This window comes from Pseudomonas batumici, from assembly GCF_000820515.1.
In the GTDB taxonomy this organism is placed as follows: Bacteria; Pseudomonadota; Gammaproteobacteria; order Pseudomonadales; family Pseudomonadaceae; genus Aquipseudomonas; species Aquipseudomonas batumici.
Genome location: NZ_JXDG01000008.1, coordinates 41,085 through 57,150, shown reverse-complemented (window position 1 = coordinate 57,150; position 16,066 = coordinate 41,085). Strand labels below are relative to the sequence as shown.

The following is a 16,066-nucleotide window of genomic DNA, read 5'->3' as shown; positions in this document are numbered from 1 at the left end:
CTCGCAGGTCAAAGTGGGCGCAGATGTTACCCAACCGCATCCTTACTGGCAAGCCGAAATCAGGCGCAAACTTCAGTCACCAGTTTTGCCAGCGCATCGGCGTGGCCACGAACCGTTGCCTCGTCCTCGCCTTCGACCATCACACGCACCAGCGGCTCGGTGCCGGACTTGCGCAACAGCACGCGGCCGCGACCGTTCATGGCCTGGGTGACCTGCTCGCAGGCCTCGACCACCTTCGGGTGCTTGACCGGATCGACGCCGCCGGCGAAACGCACATTGACCAGCACCTGCGGGCACTTGCGTATCGCCTGGCGCGCCTGCGCCAGGCTTTCACCGCGGCGTTGCAGCGCCATCAAGGTTTGCAGGGCCGCGATGATCGCATCCCCCGTGGTGGTGTGATTCAGGCAAAGAATGTGTCCGGAGTTTTCGCCGCCCACCAGCCATTCGCGCTCCAGCAGTTCGGCAATGACATAACGGTCGCCGACATTGGCGCGCACAAAAGGAATGTTCAGCTCCTTGAACGCCAGCTCAAGGCCCAGGTTGCTCATCAAGGTGCCGACCACGCCGCCGTTCAGCTTGCCGCGCTCAGCCATATCCCGGGCAATGATGAACACCAGCTCGTCACCGTCGACCACCGCACCGGTGTGATCGACCATCTGCACCCGGTCGCCGTCGCCGTCGAACGCGATCCCCAGGTCCGCCTGCTCGGCCAGCACGGCCGCCTGGATCGGCTTCATGTGCGTCGAGCCGCAGTTGTCGTTGATGTTCAGGCCGTTGGGCGCCGCCGACAGGGCCGTCACTTGCGCGCCCAATTCGCGGAACACGCTAGGCGCGACCTTGTAGGTGGCACCGTGGGCGCAGTCGATGACAATCTTCAGGCCCGCGAGATTGGTCCCGGTCGGCACGCTGCTCTTGCAGAATTCGATGTAGCGACCGGCCGCGTCGTTGATCCGCGAGACCTTGCCGAGCTTTTCCGACTCGACCACGGTCATCGGCGCATCGAGCAATTCCTCGATCATCAGCTCGACCTCGTCCGGCAGCTTGGTGCCCGCACCGGAGAAGAACTTGATGCCGTTGTCGTCATGGGGATTGTGCGAAGCGCTGATCACGATCCCGGCCTCGGCATGGAAGGTCCGGGTCAGGTAGGCGATGGCGGGTGTCGGCATCGGCCCTAGCAGCATCACATCGGCACCGGCAGCGGAAAGACCGGCCTCCAGGGCCGATTCGAACATGTAGCCGGAGATCCGCGTGTCCTTGCCCACCAACACCCGGCACGCACCCAGCTTGCGGAACGCCATGCCGGCGGCCCAGCCGAGCTTGAGCATGAAGTCCGGAGTGATCGGGTATTGCCCTACGCGCCCACGGATACCGTCGGTGCCGAAATATTTTTTCTTCATCAGTGCTCCATCATTCCTATTGCGCAGCGTCAACGGCGGCGATCATGCGCACCACGTCAACCGTTTCGGCGACATCGTGCACACGAAGGATCCGCGCCCCCTTGCTCATCGCCAATGCAGCCAGGGCCAGGCCGCCGTAAAGGCGCTCACCGACCGGGCGACCCAGGGCCTGCCCTATCATGCTCTTTCGCGAGACACCGACCAACAAGGGCCGGCCCAGGGTGTGCAGCGCCTCCATGTGTTTGAACAGACTCAGGTTGTGCGCCAGGTTTTTCGCAAAGCCGAACCCCGGATCGAGCACGATCCGCTCGGCCGCGATACCTGCCGCCGCGCACCGGGCCATGCGCTCGGCGAGGAAATCCACCACCTCGCGTGTCACATCCTCGTAGTGCGGGTCGTCCTGCATGTTGCCCGGCTCGCCGAGCATGTGCATCAGGCACACCGGCAGCCCCGTCGCCGCGGCGGCCTCCAGGGCACCGTCGCGCTGCAGCGAGCGTACGTCATTGATCAGGCCCGCCCCCAGCCGCGCGCTCTCGCGCATGACCTCCGGCGTCGACGTATCGACCGAGATGATCACACCCAGTTCCCGGTGAATACGCTCGACCACCGGCGCGACACGCTCCAGTTCCTCGCCGGGAGAGACCGCGCGGGCACCGGGACGTGTCGACTCGCCGCCGATATCGATCAGGGTCGCGCCGGCCTCGACCATGGCCTGCGCATGACGCAGGGCGGCATCCAGGTGATTGAAGCGACCACCGTCGGAAAAGGAGTCGGGGGTGACGTTGAGAATGCCCATGACATGGGTCTGGGCCAAATCAAGAACCCGGTTGCCGCAAGGCAACCGGGTCGAGGACTGAACAGAAGTCATTTCAAACCTTAATGATCAGCCGCAGGGCCGCCGATCGGCGTTTCAGGTCGTTCGTTCTGGATGACCGGCGGGGTGCCCGAAGTACCCGAACCGCCCTCCCAGTCACGCGGCTCGCGCGGCGGACGACCAGCCATGATGTCGTCGATCTGCTCGGCATCGATGGTTTCGTACTTCATCAGCGCGTCCGCCATGGCGTCGAGTTTGTCGCGGTGTTCGGTCAGGATCTGCTTGGCCGTGCCGTAGCACTGGTCGATGATGCTGCGCACTTCCGAGTCGATCAGCTTGGCCGTTTCGCCGGAGAAGCTACCGCCCTGACCGCCGCCGCCACGACCCAGGAACACTTCCTGCTCTTCCTCGGCATACATCAGCGGACCCAACTTCTCGGACAGGCCCCACTTGGTGACCATGTTCCGGGCAATCTGGCTGGCCCGCATGATGTCGTTGGAGGCACCGGTGGTGACACCATCGAAGCCCAGGGTCATCTCTTCGGCGATACGGCCGCCGTACAGCGAGCAGATCTGGCTGATCAGCGCACGCTTGGACAGACTGTAGCGATCTTCTTCCGGCAGGAACATGGTCACGCCCAGCGCGCGACCGCGCGGGATGATCGACACCTTGTAGACCGGATCGTGCTCGGGCACCACACGACCGACAATCGCGTGACCGGCCTCGTGATACGCGGTGTTCTGTTTTTCCTTCTCGGACATGACCATGGATTTGCGCTCGGCGCCCATCATGATCTTGTCCTTGGCCAGCTCGAACTCCTTCATCTCGACGAGGCGCTTGCCGGCGCGTGCGGCGAACAACGAAGCCTCGTTCACCAGGTTGGCCAGGTCGGCACCGGAGAAGCCCGGCGTACCCCGTGCGATCACCGCCGGTGCGACATCCTCGCCCATCGGCACTTTACGCATATGGACCTTGAGGATCTGCTCGCGCCCGCGGATGTCCGGCAGGCCGACCACCACCTGGCGGTCGAAGCGACCTGGACGCAGCAGCGCCGGGTCGAGTACGTCAGGACGGTTGGTGGCGGCAATCACGATGATGCCGTCGTTCATCTCGAAACCGTCCATCTCCACCAGCAACTGGTTGAGGGTCTGTTCGCGCTCGTCGTGACCGCCGCCCATGCCGGCGCCACGGTGACGACCGACCGCATCGATCTCGTCGATGAAGATGATGCACGGTGCGTGTTTTTTCGCCTGCTCGAACATGTCACGAACACGACTGGCACCGACACCGACGAACATTTCGACGAAATCGGAACCGGAAATGGTGAAGAAAGGCACCTTGGCTTCGCCGGCAATGGCCTTGGCCAGCAAGGTCTTACCGGTACCCGGAGGACCGACCATCAGCACGCCGCGGGGAATACGGCCACCCAGGCGCTGGAACTTGCCCGGATCGCGGAGGAACTCCACCAGCTCGCCGACTTCTTCCTTGGCTTCGTCGCAACCGGCCACGTCAGCCAGGGTGGTTTTCACCTGGTCTTCCGAAAGCAGGCGCGCCTTGCTCTTGCCAAAGCTCATCGGCCCGCCCTTGCCGCCCGCGCCGCCCTGCATCTGGCGCATGAAGAACATGAACACCGCGATGATCACCAGGATCGGGAAGCTGGCAACCAGCAACTGGGTCCAGATGCTCTGCTGTTCAGGCTGCTTGCCTTCGACCACGACGTGATTGTCCACCAGGTCGCCGATCAGGCCGTTGTCCTGGATCGCCGGGCGGATGGTCTTGAAGCTGTCGCCATCGTTGCGTTTGCCGGTGATGATGTAGCCGTCCACGGCCACGCGCTCGACCTTGCCATCCTTGACCTGCTGGATGAAGTCGGAATAGTTGAGGGTCTGCGGCTCGCTAGGGCTGGAGAAGTTGTTCATCACCGTCACCAGGACAGCCGCGATGATCAACCACAGGATCAGATTCTTTGCCATATCGTTCAATTAACTACCCTCATGAAGCGGGATCCGCTACTGGCGCGCGCTTCGCATGATATTCACCGGCATAACTTACTACATTACCTACAGATCCTGCAGGCGCCGTCTGTAACCCTTTGTGAAACAATCACTACACAATATGCGCTTATTCTCACGGGGCGAAATACGAAAAACCTATCACCCCGGCCAAAAACCTCGATTTACTCACCCCGTCCGCGAAAACCACGGCCCAGCAGATACTGCTCGCGGGACCGATCGCGGGAGGACGTCGGCTTGCGCGTCTGCACCTTGTCGAACTGCTTGCGGAAGTTCTTGTGGTACTCGTCGAAGCCTTCACCCTGGAAAATCTTGATCAAAAAATCACCACCCGGACGTAGGACGCGTCCTGCGAGATCGAGTGCCAGCTCGCAAAGGAACATCGAACGCGGCATGTCCACCGCGGGTGTACCACTCATATTGGGGGCCATATCGGAAATCACAAGGTCCACCTCGGAATTTCCCACCGCTTCGAGGATCTGGGCCAGCACGGCGTCCTCGGTAAAGTCGCCCTTGATGAAGGTCACATCGGGGATGCTGTCCATGTCCAGGATGTCGGAAGCGATCAGACGCCCCTGCCCACCAATCAGACGACTGGTCACCTGGGACCAGCCACCCGGCGCCGCGCCGAGGTCGATCACGGTCATGCCCGGGCGAATGATCCGATCCTTCTCCTGAATCTCCAGCAATTTGTAGCTGGCGCGGGAGCGGTATCCGTCTTTTTGCGCCATTTTGACAAACGGATCGTTGAAATGTTCTTTCAGCCAGTTATGGCTAGTCTTGGAACGGGCCACGGGCCACCTCAAAAAAATAGTCGAATCGCGATTAACTGGGCGGTCCCGGACGCGCTCGGGTAAACTGGCCGCCGCTTTTTTACAAGATCAGACGCAGGGGTCAGATTATGCCGCTCACTCAAGAGCAGAAGAAACAGTACAAATCCATTGGCCACCATCTGAAACCAGTATTGATTGTGGCTGACAACGGCTTGACCGAAGGTGTGTTGGCCGAGCTTGAACGCGCGCTGTCCGATCATGAGCTGATCAAGATCAAGCTCAACATCCTCGACCGCGAATCGCGCCTGGAGGCCATTGCGCAACTGTGCCAGGCCGGCAAGGCGGACCTGGTGCAAGTCATCGGCAAGATGGCGCTGATCTATCGCAAGAACTTCAGCGTCAACAAGCAATTGTCCAACGTCCATCGCTTCAAGTGACGTAGGGACAGAGTCAAGGGTACGCCGTGCGTACCCTGCCACTCTCGCCGGGCACCGGCTGCAGCACCAGCACCAGGCCACAAAGCGCCAATATCAGGTAACTGAACAACTGCCAGCGCGGCGCACCCGGCATCCAGGTTCGCACCGCGAAATACATCCCGCACGCATAGAGCGCCAGCAGCAGCAGTTGCCCGCGCACATCGCGCCACAGGCTTGCCCGGCCTTCGGCATGGAGCAACACCAGGGTCTGCACGATCACACACACCGCTGCAAACCCTATCAATAAAGAGCCCAGCAGGCTATTGATCTCGTCGATCAACAGCGGTGCCAGGCCTATTTTCGCCAAAACCGGCAACAATCCGACGTGCAGCAGCCACAGGCCACCGACCCAGAGCATCTGGGTCAGTTGCCAGAGCATCGCACCCGCACGTAGCGGGCGCCTGCGTTCAGATATGACGGACTTCGACAATCTCGTACTCGATAACGCCGCTAGGCGTTTTGACGGCAACCACATCGCCTTCTTCCTTGGCGATCAGCGCGCGGGCGATGGGCGAACCCACCGAAATCTTGCCCTGCTTGATGTCCGCCTCGTCTTCGCCGACGATCTGGTAGGTCACGCTTTCATCGGTCTCGACGTTGGCGATTTCGACGGTAGTGCCGAAAATCACCTTGCCGGTGTGCGCAATGGTCGTGACATCGATGATCACCGCATTCTGCATGCGGCCTTCGATATCACGGATCCGCGCCTCGACCATCCCCTGCTGCTCACGGGCCGCATGGTATTCCGCGTTTTCCTTCAGGTCGCCCAGCTCCCGCGCCGTGCCGATATCCTGGCTCAGCTTGGGACGCACGACCTTGGTCAGATGGGTCAGCTCTTCCTCCAGGGCGCGCGCGCCCTGAACGGTCATCGGGTACTTGTTTACACTCATGCTTTCAATCCTGCGTGTAGATCCTGCAAGCGACGCACGGTCTTCTCAGGACCGAACTTGAGCGCTTCGCAGATGGCTTCGCCAGCAGCAATGGTAGTCGTGCAGTAGATCTTGTGCTGCAGCGCGTTACGACGAATGGAGTACGAGTCGGCGATCGACTGGCGGCCCTCGGTCGTATTGATGATCAGGGTAACTTCGTCATTCTTGATCATGTCGACGACATGCGGACGACCTTCCGTCACTTTGTTGACCCGACGCACTTTCAGGCCGGCCGCTTCGATCAGCTTGGCCGTGCCGGCGGTTGCCACCACTTCGAAGCCCAAGTTGATCAGATCACGGGCCACGCCCGCAACCAGTGGCTTGTCATCGTCGCGCACGCTGATGAAGGCGGTACCGCCGGTCGGCAGCACTTCGCTGGCACCCATCTGGGCCTTGGCGAAGGCTTCGCCGAAGGTGTCACCGACACCCATCACTTCACCGGTGGACTTCATCTCCGGGCCCAGGATCGGGTCCACGCCAGGGAATTTGGCGAACGGGAACACCGCCTCTTTCACGCTGTAGAAGTTCGGGATGATTTCCTTGGTGAAGCCCAGCTCCTTCAGGGTCTTGCCGGCCATGACGCGGGCCGCGATCATCGCCAGGGACACACCGATGCACTTGGAGACGAACGGCACGGTACGCGAGGCGCGCGGGTTGACTTCGATGACGTAGATGTCTTCGCCCTGCAACGCCAGCTGCACGTTCATCAGGCCGATCACGCCCAGTTCCAGGGCCATTTTCTTGACCTGCTCGCGCATCTCGTCCTGGATGTGCGCCGGCAGCGAGTACGGTGGCAGCGAGCACGCGGAGTCACCGGAGTGCACGCCCGCCTGCTCGATGTGCTGCATGATCGCGCCGATCACCACGTCGGTGCCGTCGCTGACCGCATCCACGTCCATCTCGATGGCGCAGTTGAGGAAGTGGTCCAGCAGCACCGGGCTGTCGTTGGACACTTGCACCGCGTCACGCAGGTAGCGCTTGAGCTCTTCCTCTTTGTAGACGATTTCCATCGCCCGGCCGCCCAGTACATAGGAAGGACGCACCACCAGCGGATAACCGATCTTGCTGGCAGCCCGCACGGCTTCGTCTTCGCTGCGCACGGTGGCGTTCGGCGGCTGACGCAGGTTCAGGCGCTCGACCATCTGCTGGAAACGCTCGCGGTCTTCGGCACGGTCGATGGCGTCAGGGCTGGTACCGATGATCGGCACGCCGGCGGCTTCCAGGGCACGGGCCAGTTTCAGCGGGGTCTGGCCGCCGTACTGGACGATCACGCCTTTCGGCTTCTCGACGCGGACGATTTCCAGCACGTCTTCCAGGGTCACCGGCTCGAAGTACAGGCGGTCCGAGGTGTCGTAGTCGGTGGAAACGGTTTCCGGGTTGCAGTTGACCATGATGGTCTCGTACCCGTCATCGCGCAGCGCCAGGGCCGCGTGCACGCAGCAGTAGTCGAACTCGATGCCCTGGCCGATACGGTTGGGACCGCCGCCGAGGATCATGATCTTGTCGCGGGTCGACGGGCTGGCCTCGCACTCTTCCTCATAGGTCGAGTACAGGTAGGCGGTGTCGGTGGCGAACTCGGCCGCGCAGGTGTCGACGCGCTTGTAGACCGGGAACACTTCCAGCTTGTGGCGATGGGTACGCAGGGTCTTCTCGGTCACGCCCAGCAACTTGGCCAGACGCTGGTCGGAGAAGCCCTTGCGCTTGAGGCGGAACATCAGGTCGCGATCGATGGCCGACAGACCGAGGGTCTTGACCTTCTCTTCGTCCTTGACCAGGTCCTCGATCTGCACCAGGAACCATGGATCGATCATGTTCATGCCGAAGATGTCTTCGACGCTCATGCCGGCACGGAAAGCGTCCGCGACATACCAGATGCGCTCGGCACCCGGCACGGTCAGTTCGCGCTTGAGCACGCTCATGCTCTCGGGGTTGCGCAGGTCGAGCTTCTCGTCCAGGCCGCAGACGCCCACTTCGAGGCCGCGCAGTGCTTTCTGCAGGGATTCCTGGAAGGTCCGGCCGATGGCCATGACTTCACCCACCGACTTCATCTGGGTGGTCAGGCGGGCGTCGGCGTTGGCGAACTTCTCGAAGGCGAAGCGCGGCAGCTTGGTCACGACGTAGTCGATGGACGGTTCGAAGGACGCCGGGGTCTTGCCGCCGGTGATGTCGTTGGACAGCTCGTCCAGGGTGTAGCCCACGGCCAGCTTGGCGGCGACCTTGGCGATCGGGAAGCCGGTGGCTTTCGAAGCCAGGGCCGAGGAACGCGATACCCGCGGGTTCATCTCGATCACGACCATGCGGCCGGTGTTCGGGCAGATACCGAACTGGACGTTGGAACCGCCGGTTTCCACGCCGATCTCGCGCAGCACCGCCAGGGAGGCGTTACGCAGGATCTGGTATTCCTTGTCGGTCAGGGTCTGGGCCGGCGCCACGGTGATCGAGTCACCGGTGTGCACGCCCATCGGGTCGAAGTTCTCGATGGAGCAGACGATGATGCAGTTGTCCTTTTTGTCGCGGACCACCTCCATCTCGTACTCTTTCCAGCCGATCAGCGATTCGTCGATCAGCAGTTCCTTGGTCGGAGACAGGTCCAGGCCACGGGCGCAGATTTCTTCGAACTCTTCACGGTTGTAGGCGATACCGCCACCGGTGCCGCCCATGGTGAAGGACGGACGGATGATGCACGGGAAGCCGAGCTTGTCGAGGACCGCATTGGCCTCTTCCATGCTGTGGGCGATACCGGAACGCGGGCAGGCCAGGCCGATGGACTTCATCGCCTGGTCGAAACGCGAACGGTCTTCGGCCTTGTCGATGGTGTCGGCGTTGGCGCCGATCATTTCCACGCCGAACTTCTCGAGGACGCCTTCGCGCTCCAGGTCCAGGGCGCAGTTCAGGGCGGTCTGGCCACCCATGGTCGGCAGCAGGGCGTCCGGACGCTCTTTCTCGATGATCTTGGCCACGGTCTGCCATTTGATCGGTTCGATGTAGGTGGCGTCGGCCATGGCCGGGTCGGTCATGATGGTGGCAGGGTTGGAGTTCACCAGGATGACGCGGTAACCCTCTTCGCGCAGAGCCTTGCAGGCCTGGGCGCCGGAGTAGTCGAATTCACAGGCCTGGCCGATCACGATCGGGCCGGCACCGAGAATCAGGATGCTTTTGATGTCTGTACGTTTTGGCATGGGTTTGTCACTCAAATCCGCGGGTCAGTCGGCTAGCCGTTGAACAATCCTTGAGACACCGAGGGGGCCGCCGTTGTCCGGGGCCGCCCTGGGTGTCCAGGCGATCAGCGACGCTTGGCCATCTCATTGATGAAGCGATCGAACAGCGGTGCAACGTCGTTCGGGCCCGGGCTGGCTTCAGGGTGACCCTGGAAGCTGAACGCGCTCTTGTCAGTGCGCTCGATGCCTTGCAGGGTGCCGTCGAACAGCGACTTGTGGATCGCCCGGACATTGCCCGGCAGGGTCGCTTCGTCCACCGCGAAACCGTGGTTCTGGCTGGTGATCATGACGACACCGGTGTCCAGGTCCTGCACCGGGTGGTTGGCACCATGGTGGCCGTGACCCATCTTCAGGGTCTTGGCGCCGGAGGCCAGGGCCAGCAATTGGTGACCCAGGCAGATGCCGAAGACCGGAATCTCGGTCTCCAGGATGTCCTTGATCGCCTGGATAGCGTAGTCGCACGGCTCGGGATCGCCCGGGCCGTTGGACAGGAATACGCCGTCCGGCTTGAGGGCCAGGACCTCGCTGGCCGGGGTCTGGGCCGGCACCACGGTCAGGCGGCAACCGCGCTCGACCAGCATGCGCAGGATGTTGACCTTGACGCCGTAGTCGTAGGCCACCACGTGGTAAGGCAGGTCGGCGGCGTCGATGGTCGCGTGGCTGTCGGTCTTCAAGTCCCAGACCGTCGAACGCCATTCGTAGGCTTCCTTGGCGCTGACGACCTTGGCCAGGTCCATGCCCTTCAGGCCCGGGAAACCGCGCGCGGCGGCGATGGCCGCCTCGTCGGAAATATTGTCGCCGGCCAGGATGCAGCCGTTCTGCGCGCCTTTCTCCCGCAGGATACGGGTCAGGCGACGGGTGTCGATACCGGCGATGGCCACCACGTTGTTGGCCTTCAGGTAGTCCGACAGGGACAGCGTGTTGCGCCAGTTGCTCGCCACCAGCGGCAGGTCGCGAATGACCAGGCCGGCCGACCAGACACGATTGGACTCGGCATCTTCCGGCGTGGTGCCGGTGTTGCCGATGTGCGGGTAGGTCAGGGTAACGATTTGCTGGGCGTAGGAAGGATCGGTAAGGATTTCCTGATAGCCGGTCATTGCGGTGTTGAACACCACCTCACCAACGGTCTGACCGTCGGCTCCAATGGCTTCGCCGCGAAAAATGCTGCCATCAGCAAGGGCGAGTATGGCTGGCTTAGTCAAGAAGACCTCCCGTAAATAAAGCCTGAAAGGGCGATCGCAGGTTGTAAAAAAGCGGAGTGACGTATGGACACGTCACCCCGCTCGTTCACTGAATTATTCTGCGCGCTTTTAGTGGACACACTAAAGCTGTAGCTTACAGAAAAAGGCTTTTTTAATCCACCGCTAATGAGCCGAAAAGGCCAGGGAATGCGACAGGACGTCGCCAGGCGGTTTGAAACAGAGACCAAAACACCACAATTCTAATGTGGGAGCCGGCTTGCTGGCGATGGCGCCCATCAAGACACCGCAAGGCTCCAGGGCCTCATCGCCAGCAAGCCGGCTCCTACAGTTAAGTACCGCGTCAAACCTGTCAGTGCAGTTCAAGCACGTCCTGCATATCGTACAGGCCCGGCGCCTGCCCTTCCAGCCACAACGCCGCACGCACCGCACCCTTGGCGAAGGTCATGCGACTCGAGGCCTTGTGGGTGATCTCCAGCCGCTCGCCTTCAGCAGCGAACAGCACGGTGTGATCACCGACCACATCACCGCCGCGCACCGTGGCAAAACCGATGGTTTCCCGCTCACGCGCACCGGTGTGCCCTTCACGACCATACACCGCCACCTTCTGCAGGTCGCGATCCAGCGCCTTGGCGATCACTTCGCCCATGCGCAGCGCCGTACCCGAAGGCGCGTCGATCTTGTGCCGGTGATGCGCCTCGATGATCTCGATATCCGCCTCATCGCCCAGCACCCGCGCCGCCATATCCAGCAGCTTCAACGACAGGTTCACGCCGACACTGAAATTGGCCGCGAAGACAATCGCAATGTCCTTGCCCGCCTCGGCCAGCAACGCTTTCTGCGCCGCGTCCAGGCCGGTGGTGCCGATCACCATGGCCTTGCCCGCCTTGCGACAGAACGCCAGGTTTTTCAGCATCACCTCGGGCAGCGTGAAGTCGATCAACACATCGAACTCATCCGCCACCGCCTCCAGGCCATCGGACAACGGCACGCCGATACGCCCCAACGAGGCCAGCTCGCCGGCATCCGCACCGACCAGCGAGCTGCCGGGACGCACGATCGCCGCCGTCAGGCCGGTCAGCGGCGCACGCTGCTGCACCGCCTCGACCAGGATCTTGCCCATGCGCCCGGCGGCGCCCATTACAGCTATACGTCGCATGCCAAGCTCCTTACAGGTCGCCGAAGAAGCGCTTCATACCTTCGAACCAGCCGCTAGCCTTGGGCGAATGAGAGCTGTCGCCAGCCAGGGAGGCACGGAACTCTTCCAGCAGCTCACGCTGGCGACGACTCAGGTGCACCGGAGTCTCGACGGCCACGCGACACATCAGGTCGCCCGCGCCACCACCACGCACCGGTGCAACGCCCTTGCCGCGCAGGCGAAACTGCTTGCCGGTCTGGGTGCCTTCCGGAATCTTCAACTTGACGCGACCGTCCAGGGTCGGCACTTCCAGCTCGCCACCCAACGCCGCATCGACAAAGCTGATCGGCACTTCGCAGAACAGATGCTTGCCGTCACGCTGGAAAATATCGTGCTCGCGCACATTGATCACGACATACAGGTCGCCGGTCGGACCACCCTGCGCCCCCGCCTCGCCCTCACCGGACAGGCGAATACGATCGCCGGTATCGACGCCCGACGGCACCTTCACCGACAGGGTCTTGTACTCTTCCACACGACCCTGACCATGGCAGGAATCGCACGGATCGGAAATGATCTTGCCCTGGCCATGGCAACGCGGGCAGGTCTGCTGCACCGAGAAGAAGCCTTGCTGCATGCGCACCTGGCCGATACCGCCACAGGTCGGGCAGGTGACCGGCGAAGAACCTTTCTTGGCCCCGGAGCCGTCGCACGGCTTGCAGTTGACCAGCGTCGGAACGCGGATATTGACGGTCGTACCCCGCACCGCCTCTTCCAGGTTCAGCTCCAGGGTGTAGCGCAGATCGCTGCCACGCTGTGCACCGCCACGGGAACCGCCGCGACCGCCACCGAAGAAATCACTGAATACGTCGCCGAAGATATCGGAGAAGTTCTGCCCACCGAAGCCGGCACCGCCACCGCCCATGCTCGGGTCGACGCCCGCATGGCCGTACTGGTCGTAGGCCGCACGCTTGCTGGAGTCGGACAGCACTTCGTAGGCCTCGTTGGCCTCCTTGAACAGCTCTTCCGATGACTTGTCATCCGGATTGCGGTCCGGGTGATGCTTCATCGCGAGACGGCGGTAGGCCTTTTTCAGCTCCGCCTCGCTGGAGCCGCGCTCGACCCCCAATACCTCGTAATAATCACGCTTTGCCATGGTTCTTTGCACTCTTGAGGATGTTCGGGACTCCCGACTGGAACAGTCCCGCCCCTACTATCAGCATCCGAACGCTGTCGCATGCTGTAAAAATTTGCTTATTCCAGACACGCCAACGCGGGAGCAAGCCCCCGCGCGGCGACATCCTACCAGTCACCGCTCAAGCGCAGTCAACCGGCCGACCAACAAGTGGATTACTTGTGGTCTTTGACTTCTTCGAACTCGGCGTCGACGACGTCATCCTTGTGGTGCGCTTCTTCCTGGGCAGGCTGTGCACCGGCTTCAGGCTTGGCGCCCTGTTCGGCATACATCTTCTGGGCCACAGGCGCGGAGACCTTGGACAGCTCCTCGACCTTGGCTTCGATGGTCGCCTTGTCGTCGCCTTTGACGGCGGCTTCCAGGGCTACCACGGCCGCTTCGATCGCGGTTTTCTCTTCCGCGGTCACCTTGTCGCCGGCATCGGCAATCATCTTGCGGGTCGAGTGCACCAGGGCATCGCCCTGGTTGCGGGCGCTGGCCAGCTCTTCGAACTTGCGGTCTTCCTCGGCATTGAGCTCGGCATCGCGAACCATCTGCTGGATTTCTTCATCCGACAGGCCCGAGTTGGCCTTGATGGTGATCTTCTGCTCTTTGCCGGTGGCCTTGTCCTTCGCACCCACGTGCAGGATGCCGTTGGCGTCGATGTCGAAGGTCACTTCGATCTGCGGCACGCCACGTGGAGCCGGTGGAATCTCGGACAGGTCGAACTTGCCCAGGGACTTGTTCTGCGCGGCTTGCTTGCGCTCACCCTGCAGGACGTGAATGGTCACGGCGCCCTGGTTGTCGTCGGCAGTCGAGAACACTTGCGACTTCTTGGTAGGAATCGTGGTGTTTTTCTCGATCAGCGCGGTCATCACGCCACCCATGGTTTCGATACCCAGGGTCAGCGGGCTGACGTCGAGCAGCAGAACGTCCTTCACGTCACCGGCCAGAACGGCGCCCTGGATAGCAGCACCCATGGCAACGGCTTCGTCCGGGTTGACGTCCTTGCGAGCTTCCTTGCCGAAGAAGTCGGTCACCAGCTTCTGCACCAGCGGCATGCGGGTCTGACCGCCGACCAGGATCACGTCGTTGATCGAACCGACGTCGATACCGGCGTCTTTCATTGCAATGCGGCAAGGCTCGATGGTGCGCTGAACCAGATCTTCGACCAGCGCTTCCAGCTTGGCGCGGGAGATCTTCACGTTCAGGTGCTTCGGACCGGTTGCATCAGCGGTGATGTACGGCAGGTTGACGTCGGTCGACTGCGCGGACGACAGCTCGATCTTGGCCTTTTCAGCGGCTTCTTTCAGGCGCTGCATGGCCAGCGGGTCACCCTTGAGGTTCATGCCGCTTTCTTTCTTGAATTCGTCGACGAGGTAGTCGATCAGACGAATGTCGAAGTCTTCACCGCCGAGGAAGGTGTCGCCGTTGGTGGCCAACACTTCGAACTGGTGCTCGCCATCGACTTCGGCGATTTCGATCACGGACACGTCGAAGGTACCGCCACCCAGGTCATAAACGATGACGGTGTGGTCGCCCTTGGCCTTGTCCATACCGTAGGCCAGAGCGGCTGCGGTCGGTTCGTTGATGATGCGCTTGACGTCCAGACCGGCGATACGGCCGGCGTCCTTGGTCGCCTGACGCTGGCTGTCGTTGAAGTAGGCCGGAACGGTGATCACCGCTTCGGTCACAGCCTCGCCGAGGTAGTCTTCGGCGGTCTTCTTCATCTTCTTGAGGATTTCAGCCGAGATCTGTGGCGGTGCCATTTTCTGGCCGCTCACTTCAACCCAGGCGTCGCCATTGTCAGCCTTGGCGATTTTGTAAGGGACCATCTTGATGTCTTTCTGAACGACTTCTTCGTCGAACTTGCGACCGATCAGACGCTTCACCGCGTACAGGGTGTGATGCGGATTGGTCACGGCCTGGCGCTTGGCCGACTGACCAACCAGGATTTCGCCATCGTTGGCGTAAGCAATGATCGACGGGGTGGTGCGCGCACCCTCGGCGTTCTCGATCACTTTGGCCTTGCCGTTTTCAAGAATGGAGACGCAGGAGTTGGTGGTCCCCAGGTCGATACCGATAATTTTGCCCATTTCACTCTCCCGAAACTTTGATTTTTTGCCGCAGCGGTTATGGCCAACTGCGGTAGCACTTAAACGCTTGACTTGTAGATGGGGGCCTTACGACCGATTTCAAGCCTGCTCGTCGATCGTCGGCGAAACCGGAGCGACCGCCTTGCTGACCACGACCATCGCCGGGCGCAGCAGGCGACCGTTGAGCTGGTAGCCTTTCTGGAACACTTTCAGCACGCTGTTGGGCTCGACATCGGCACTTTCCTGCATGGCCATGGCCTGGTGCAGGGCGGCGTTGAAGGGTTCGCCGTGCGGATCGATGGCTTCCAGCTGATAACGCTTGAGGGTGTCCTGGAACATCTTCAGGGTCAGCTCGATGCCTTCGCGCATCGGCCGGATGTTTTCATCGTCCGGATTGGACAACTCCAGCCCACGCTCCAGGCTGTCGATGATCGGCAGCAGGTCGCCGGAAAACTTCTCCAGGGCGAACTTGTGCGCCTTCTCCACATCCTGCTCGGCACGCCGGCGGATGTTCTGCAGGTCGGCTGCGACGCGCAACCCTTGATCCTGCGCCGCCGCCAGTTGCTCCTCGAGCACCTGGACGCGGGCGGCCAGATCGTCGCCCTGGGCCTGTGCGGCCGGGCCGGCTTCCTGATTTTGCGAATCCAGAGTCTGTTCGTCAGCCATAAAAAACCTCCTTTCAATATCGTCCGCGAGCTCGACTCGCGCTTCTGCCCCGGTATATGGGGCCGCAATTTTCAGGTTCAAGGGCCGGGAGCACGGCAATCGCCTCCCGGCATGCCCGGCGAGATTACCGATCGCGCTAAAAAAACTCGACATTCAAGCCAATCGAACTAAGGG

General features: G+C 61.7%; 13 protein-coding genes. 1 reads left to right on the top strand and 12 read right to left on the bottom strand.

Features of this window, described 5'->3' with window-relative positions; translation table 11 throughout:
- Positions 1-59: 59 nt before the first annotated feature.
- The 4 genes from glmM to rlmE all read right to left on the bottom strand — a co-directional run bounded on the left by glmM (position 60) and on the right by rlmE (position 5,017).
- On the bottom strand, positions 60-1,397 hold the full coding sequence (glmM, locus tag UCMB321_RS04235) for a phosphoglucosamine mutase (RefSeq protein WP_040064121.1): 1,338 nt from the start codon (positions 1,395-1,397) through the stop codon (positions 60-62).
- Positions 1,398-1,413: 16 nt separating this feature from the next.
- Positions 1,414-2,265, bottom strand: coding sequence for a dihydropteroate synthase (gene folP / locus UCMB321_RS04230; protein WP_040064120.1), 852 nt, complete (start codon positions 2,263-2,265; stop codon positions 1,414-1,416).
- A gap of 8 nt (positions 2,266-2,273) precedes the next feature.
- Positions 2,274-4,184 carry an ATP-dependent zinc metalloprotease FtsH gene (gene ftsH, locus UCMB321_RS04225; RefSeq protein ID WP_040064119.1) on the bottom strand — a complete coding sequence of 637 codons (1,911 nt, stop codon included), beginning with the start codon at positions 4,182-4,184 and terminating at the stop codon, positions 2,274-2,276.
- 203 nt (positions 4,185-4,387) lie between these two features.
- Positions 4,388-5,017 carry a 23S rRNA (uridine(2552)-2'-O)-methyltransferase RlmE gene (gene rlmE / locus UCMB321_RS04220; RefSeq protein WP_040064118.1) on the bottom strand — a complete coding sequence of 210 codons (630 nt, stop codon included), beginning with the start codon at positions 5,015-5,017 and terminating at the stop codon, positions 4,388-4,390.
- A 107-nt stretch (positions 5,018-5,124) separates the two neighbouring features.
- On the opposite strand from rlmE, the gene UCMB321_RS04215 reads away from it, so the two are divergent.
- Positions 5,125-5,433: a YhbY family RNA-binding protein gene (locus UCMB321_RS04215; RefSeq protein WP_040064117.1), complete on the top strand. Its 309-nt coding sequence runs from the start codon at positions 5,125-5,127 to the stop codon at positions 5,431-5,433.
- Positions 5,434-5,446: 13 nt separating this feature from the next.
- Here UCMB321_RS04215 and UCMB321_RS04210 read toward each other — a convergent pair whose 3' ends face one another.
- The 8 genes from UCMB321_RS04210 to grpE form a co-directional block, all read right to left on the bottom strand.
- Positions 5,447-5,851 (bottom strand): hypothetical protein, encoded by a 405-nt coding sequence (locus tag UCMB321_RS04210; RefSeq protein ID WP_040064115.1) that lies wholly within the window; start codon positions 5,849-5,851, stop codon positions 5,447-5,449.
- Between the two features lie 28 nt (positions 5,852-5,879).
- Positions 5,880-6,362 (bottom strand): transcription elongation factor GreA, encoded by a 483-nt coding sequence (gene greA / locus UCMB321_RS04205; protein ID WP_040064113.1) that lies wholly within the window; start codon positions 6,360-6,362, stop codon positions 5,880-5,882.
- Complete coding sequence (gene carB, locus UCMB321_RS04200) at positions 6,359-9,580, bottom strand: carbamoyl-phosphate synthase large subunit (protein ID WP_040064110.1); 3,222 nt, start codon at positions 9,578-9,580, stop codon at positions 6,359-6,361. The genes greA and carB overlap by 4 nt, the downstream gene beginning before the upstream one ends.
- A gap of 104 nt (positions 9,581-9,684) precedes the next feature.
- Entirely contained in the window at positions 9,685-10,821 is a 1,137-nt protein-coding gene (gene carA / locus UCMB321_RS04195; RefSeq protein ID WP_040064109.1) for a glutamine-hydrolyzing carbamoyl-phosphate synthase small subunit, read from the bottom strand.
- Positions 10,822-11,170: 349 nt separating this feature from the next.
- Positions 11,171-11,977 carry a 4-hydroxy-tetrahydrodipicolinate reductase gene (dapB, locus tag UCMB321_RS04190; RefSeq protein ID WP_040064107.1) on the bottom strand — a complete coding sequence of 269 codons (807 nt, stop codon included), beginning with the start codon at positions 11,975-11,977 and terminating at the stop codon, positions 11,171-11,173.
- A 10-nt stretch (positions 11,978-11,987) separates the two neighbouring features.
- Positions 11,988-13,112: a molecular chaperone DnaJ gene (dnaJ, locus tag UCMB321_RS04185; protein ID WP_040064105.1), complete on the bottom strand. Its 1,125-nt coding sequence runs from the start codon at positions 13,110-13,112 to the stop codon at positions 11,988-11,990.
- A 194-nt stretch (positions 13,113-13,306) separates the two neighbouring features.
- Entirely contained in the window at positions 13,307-15,226 is a 1,920-nt protein-coding gene (dnaK, locus tag UCMB321_RS04180; protein WP_040064103.1) for a molecular chaperone DnaK, read from the bottom strand.
- A 99-nt stretch (positions 15,227-15,325) separates the two neighbouring features.
- Positions 15,326-15,892, bottom strand: a complete 567-nt coding sequence (gene grpE / locus UCMB321_RS04175) for a nucleotide exchange factor GrpE (protein WP_040064101.1) — start codon at positions 15,890-15,892, stop codon at positions 15,326-15,328.
- Positions 15,893-16,066: the final 174 nt, after the last annotated feature.

What these genes read in the sequence shown, in the direction of transcription:
- glmM (WP_040064121.1), bottom strand. Translation starts at nt 1,397, where the DNA reads ATGAAGAAAAAATATTTCGGCACCGACGGTATCCGTGGGCGCGTAGGG.
- folP (WP_040064120.1), bottom strand. Translation starts at nt 2,265, where the DNA reads ATGACTTCTGTTCAGTCCTCGACCCGGTTGCCTTGCGGCAACCGGGTT.
- ftsH (WP_040064119.1), bottom strand. Translation starts at nt 4,184, where the DNA reads ATGGCAAAGAATCTGATCCTGTGGTTGATCATCGCGGCTGTCCTGGTG.
- UCMB321_RS04215 (WP_040064117.1), top strand. Translation starts at nt 5,125, where the DNA reads ATGCCGCTCACTCAAGAGCAGAAGAAACAGTACAAATCCATTGGCCAC.
- UCMB321_RS04210 (WP_040064115.1), bottom strand. Translation starts at nt 5,851, where the DNA reads ATGCTCTGGCAACTGACCCAGATGCTCTGGGTCGGTGGCCTGTGGCTG.
- greA (WP_040064113.1), bottom strand. Translation starts at nt 6,362, where the DNA reads ATGAGTGTAAACAAGTACCCGATGACCGTTCAGGGCGCGCGCGCCCTG.
- carB (WP_040064110.1), bottom strand. Translation starts at nt 9,580, where the DNA reads ATGCCAAAACGTACAGACATCAAAAGCATCCTGATTCTCGGTGCCGGC.
- dapB (WP_040064107.1), bottom strand. Translation starts at nt 11,977, where the DNA reads ATGCGACGTATAGCTGTAATGGGCGCCGCCGGGCGCATGGGCAAGATC.
- dnaJ (WP_040064105.1), bottom strand. Translation starts at nt 13,112, where the DNA reads ATGGCAAAGCGTGATTATTACGAGGTATTGGGGGTCGAGCGCGGCTCC.
- dnaK (WP_040064103.1), bottom strand. Translation starts at nt 15,226, where the DNA reads ATGGGCAAAATTATCGGTATCGACCTGGGGACCACCAACTCCTGCGTC.
- grpE (WP_040064101.1), bottom strand. Translation starts at nt 15,892, where the DNA reads ATGGCTGACGAACAGACTCTGGATTCGCAAAATCAGGAAGCCGGCCCG.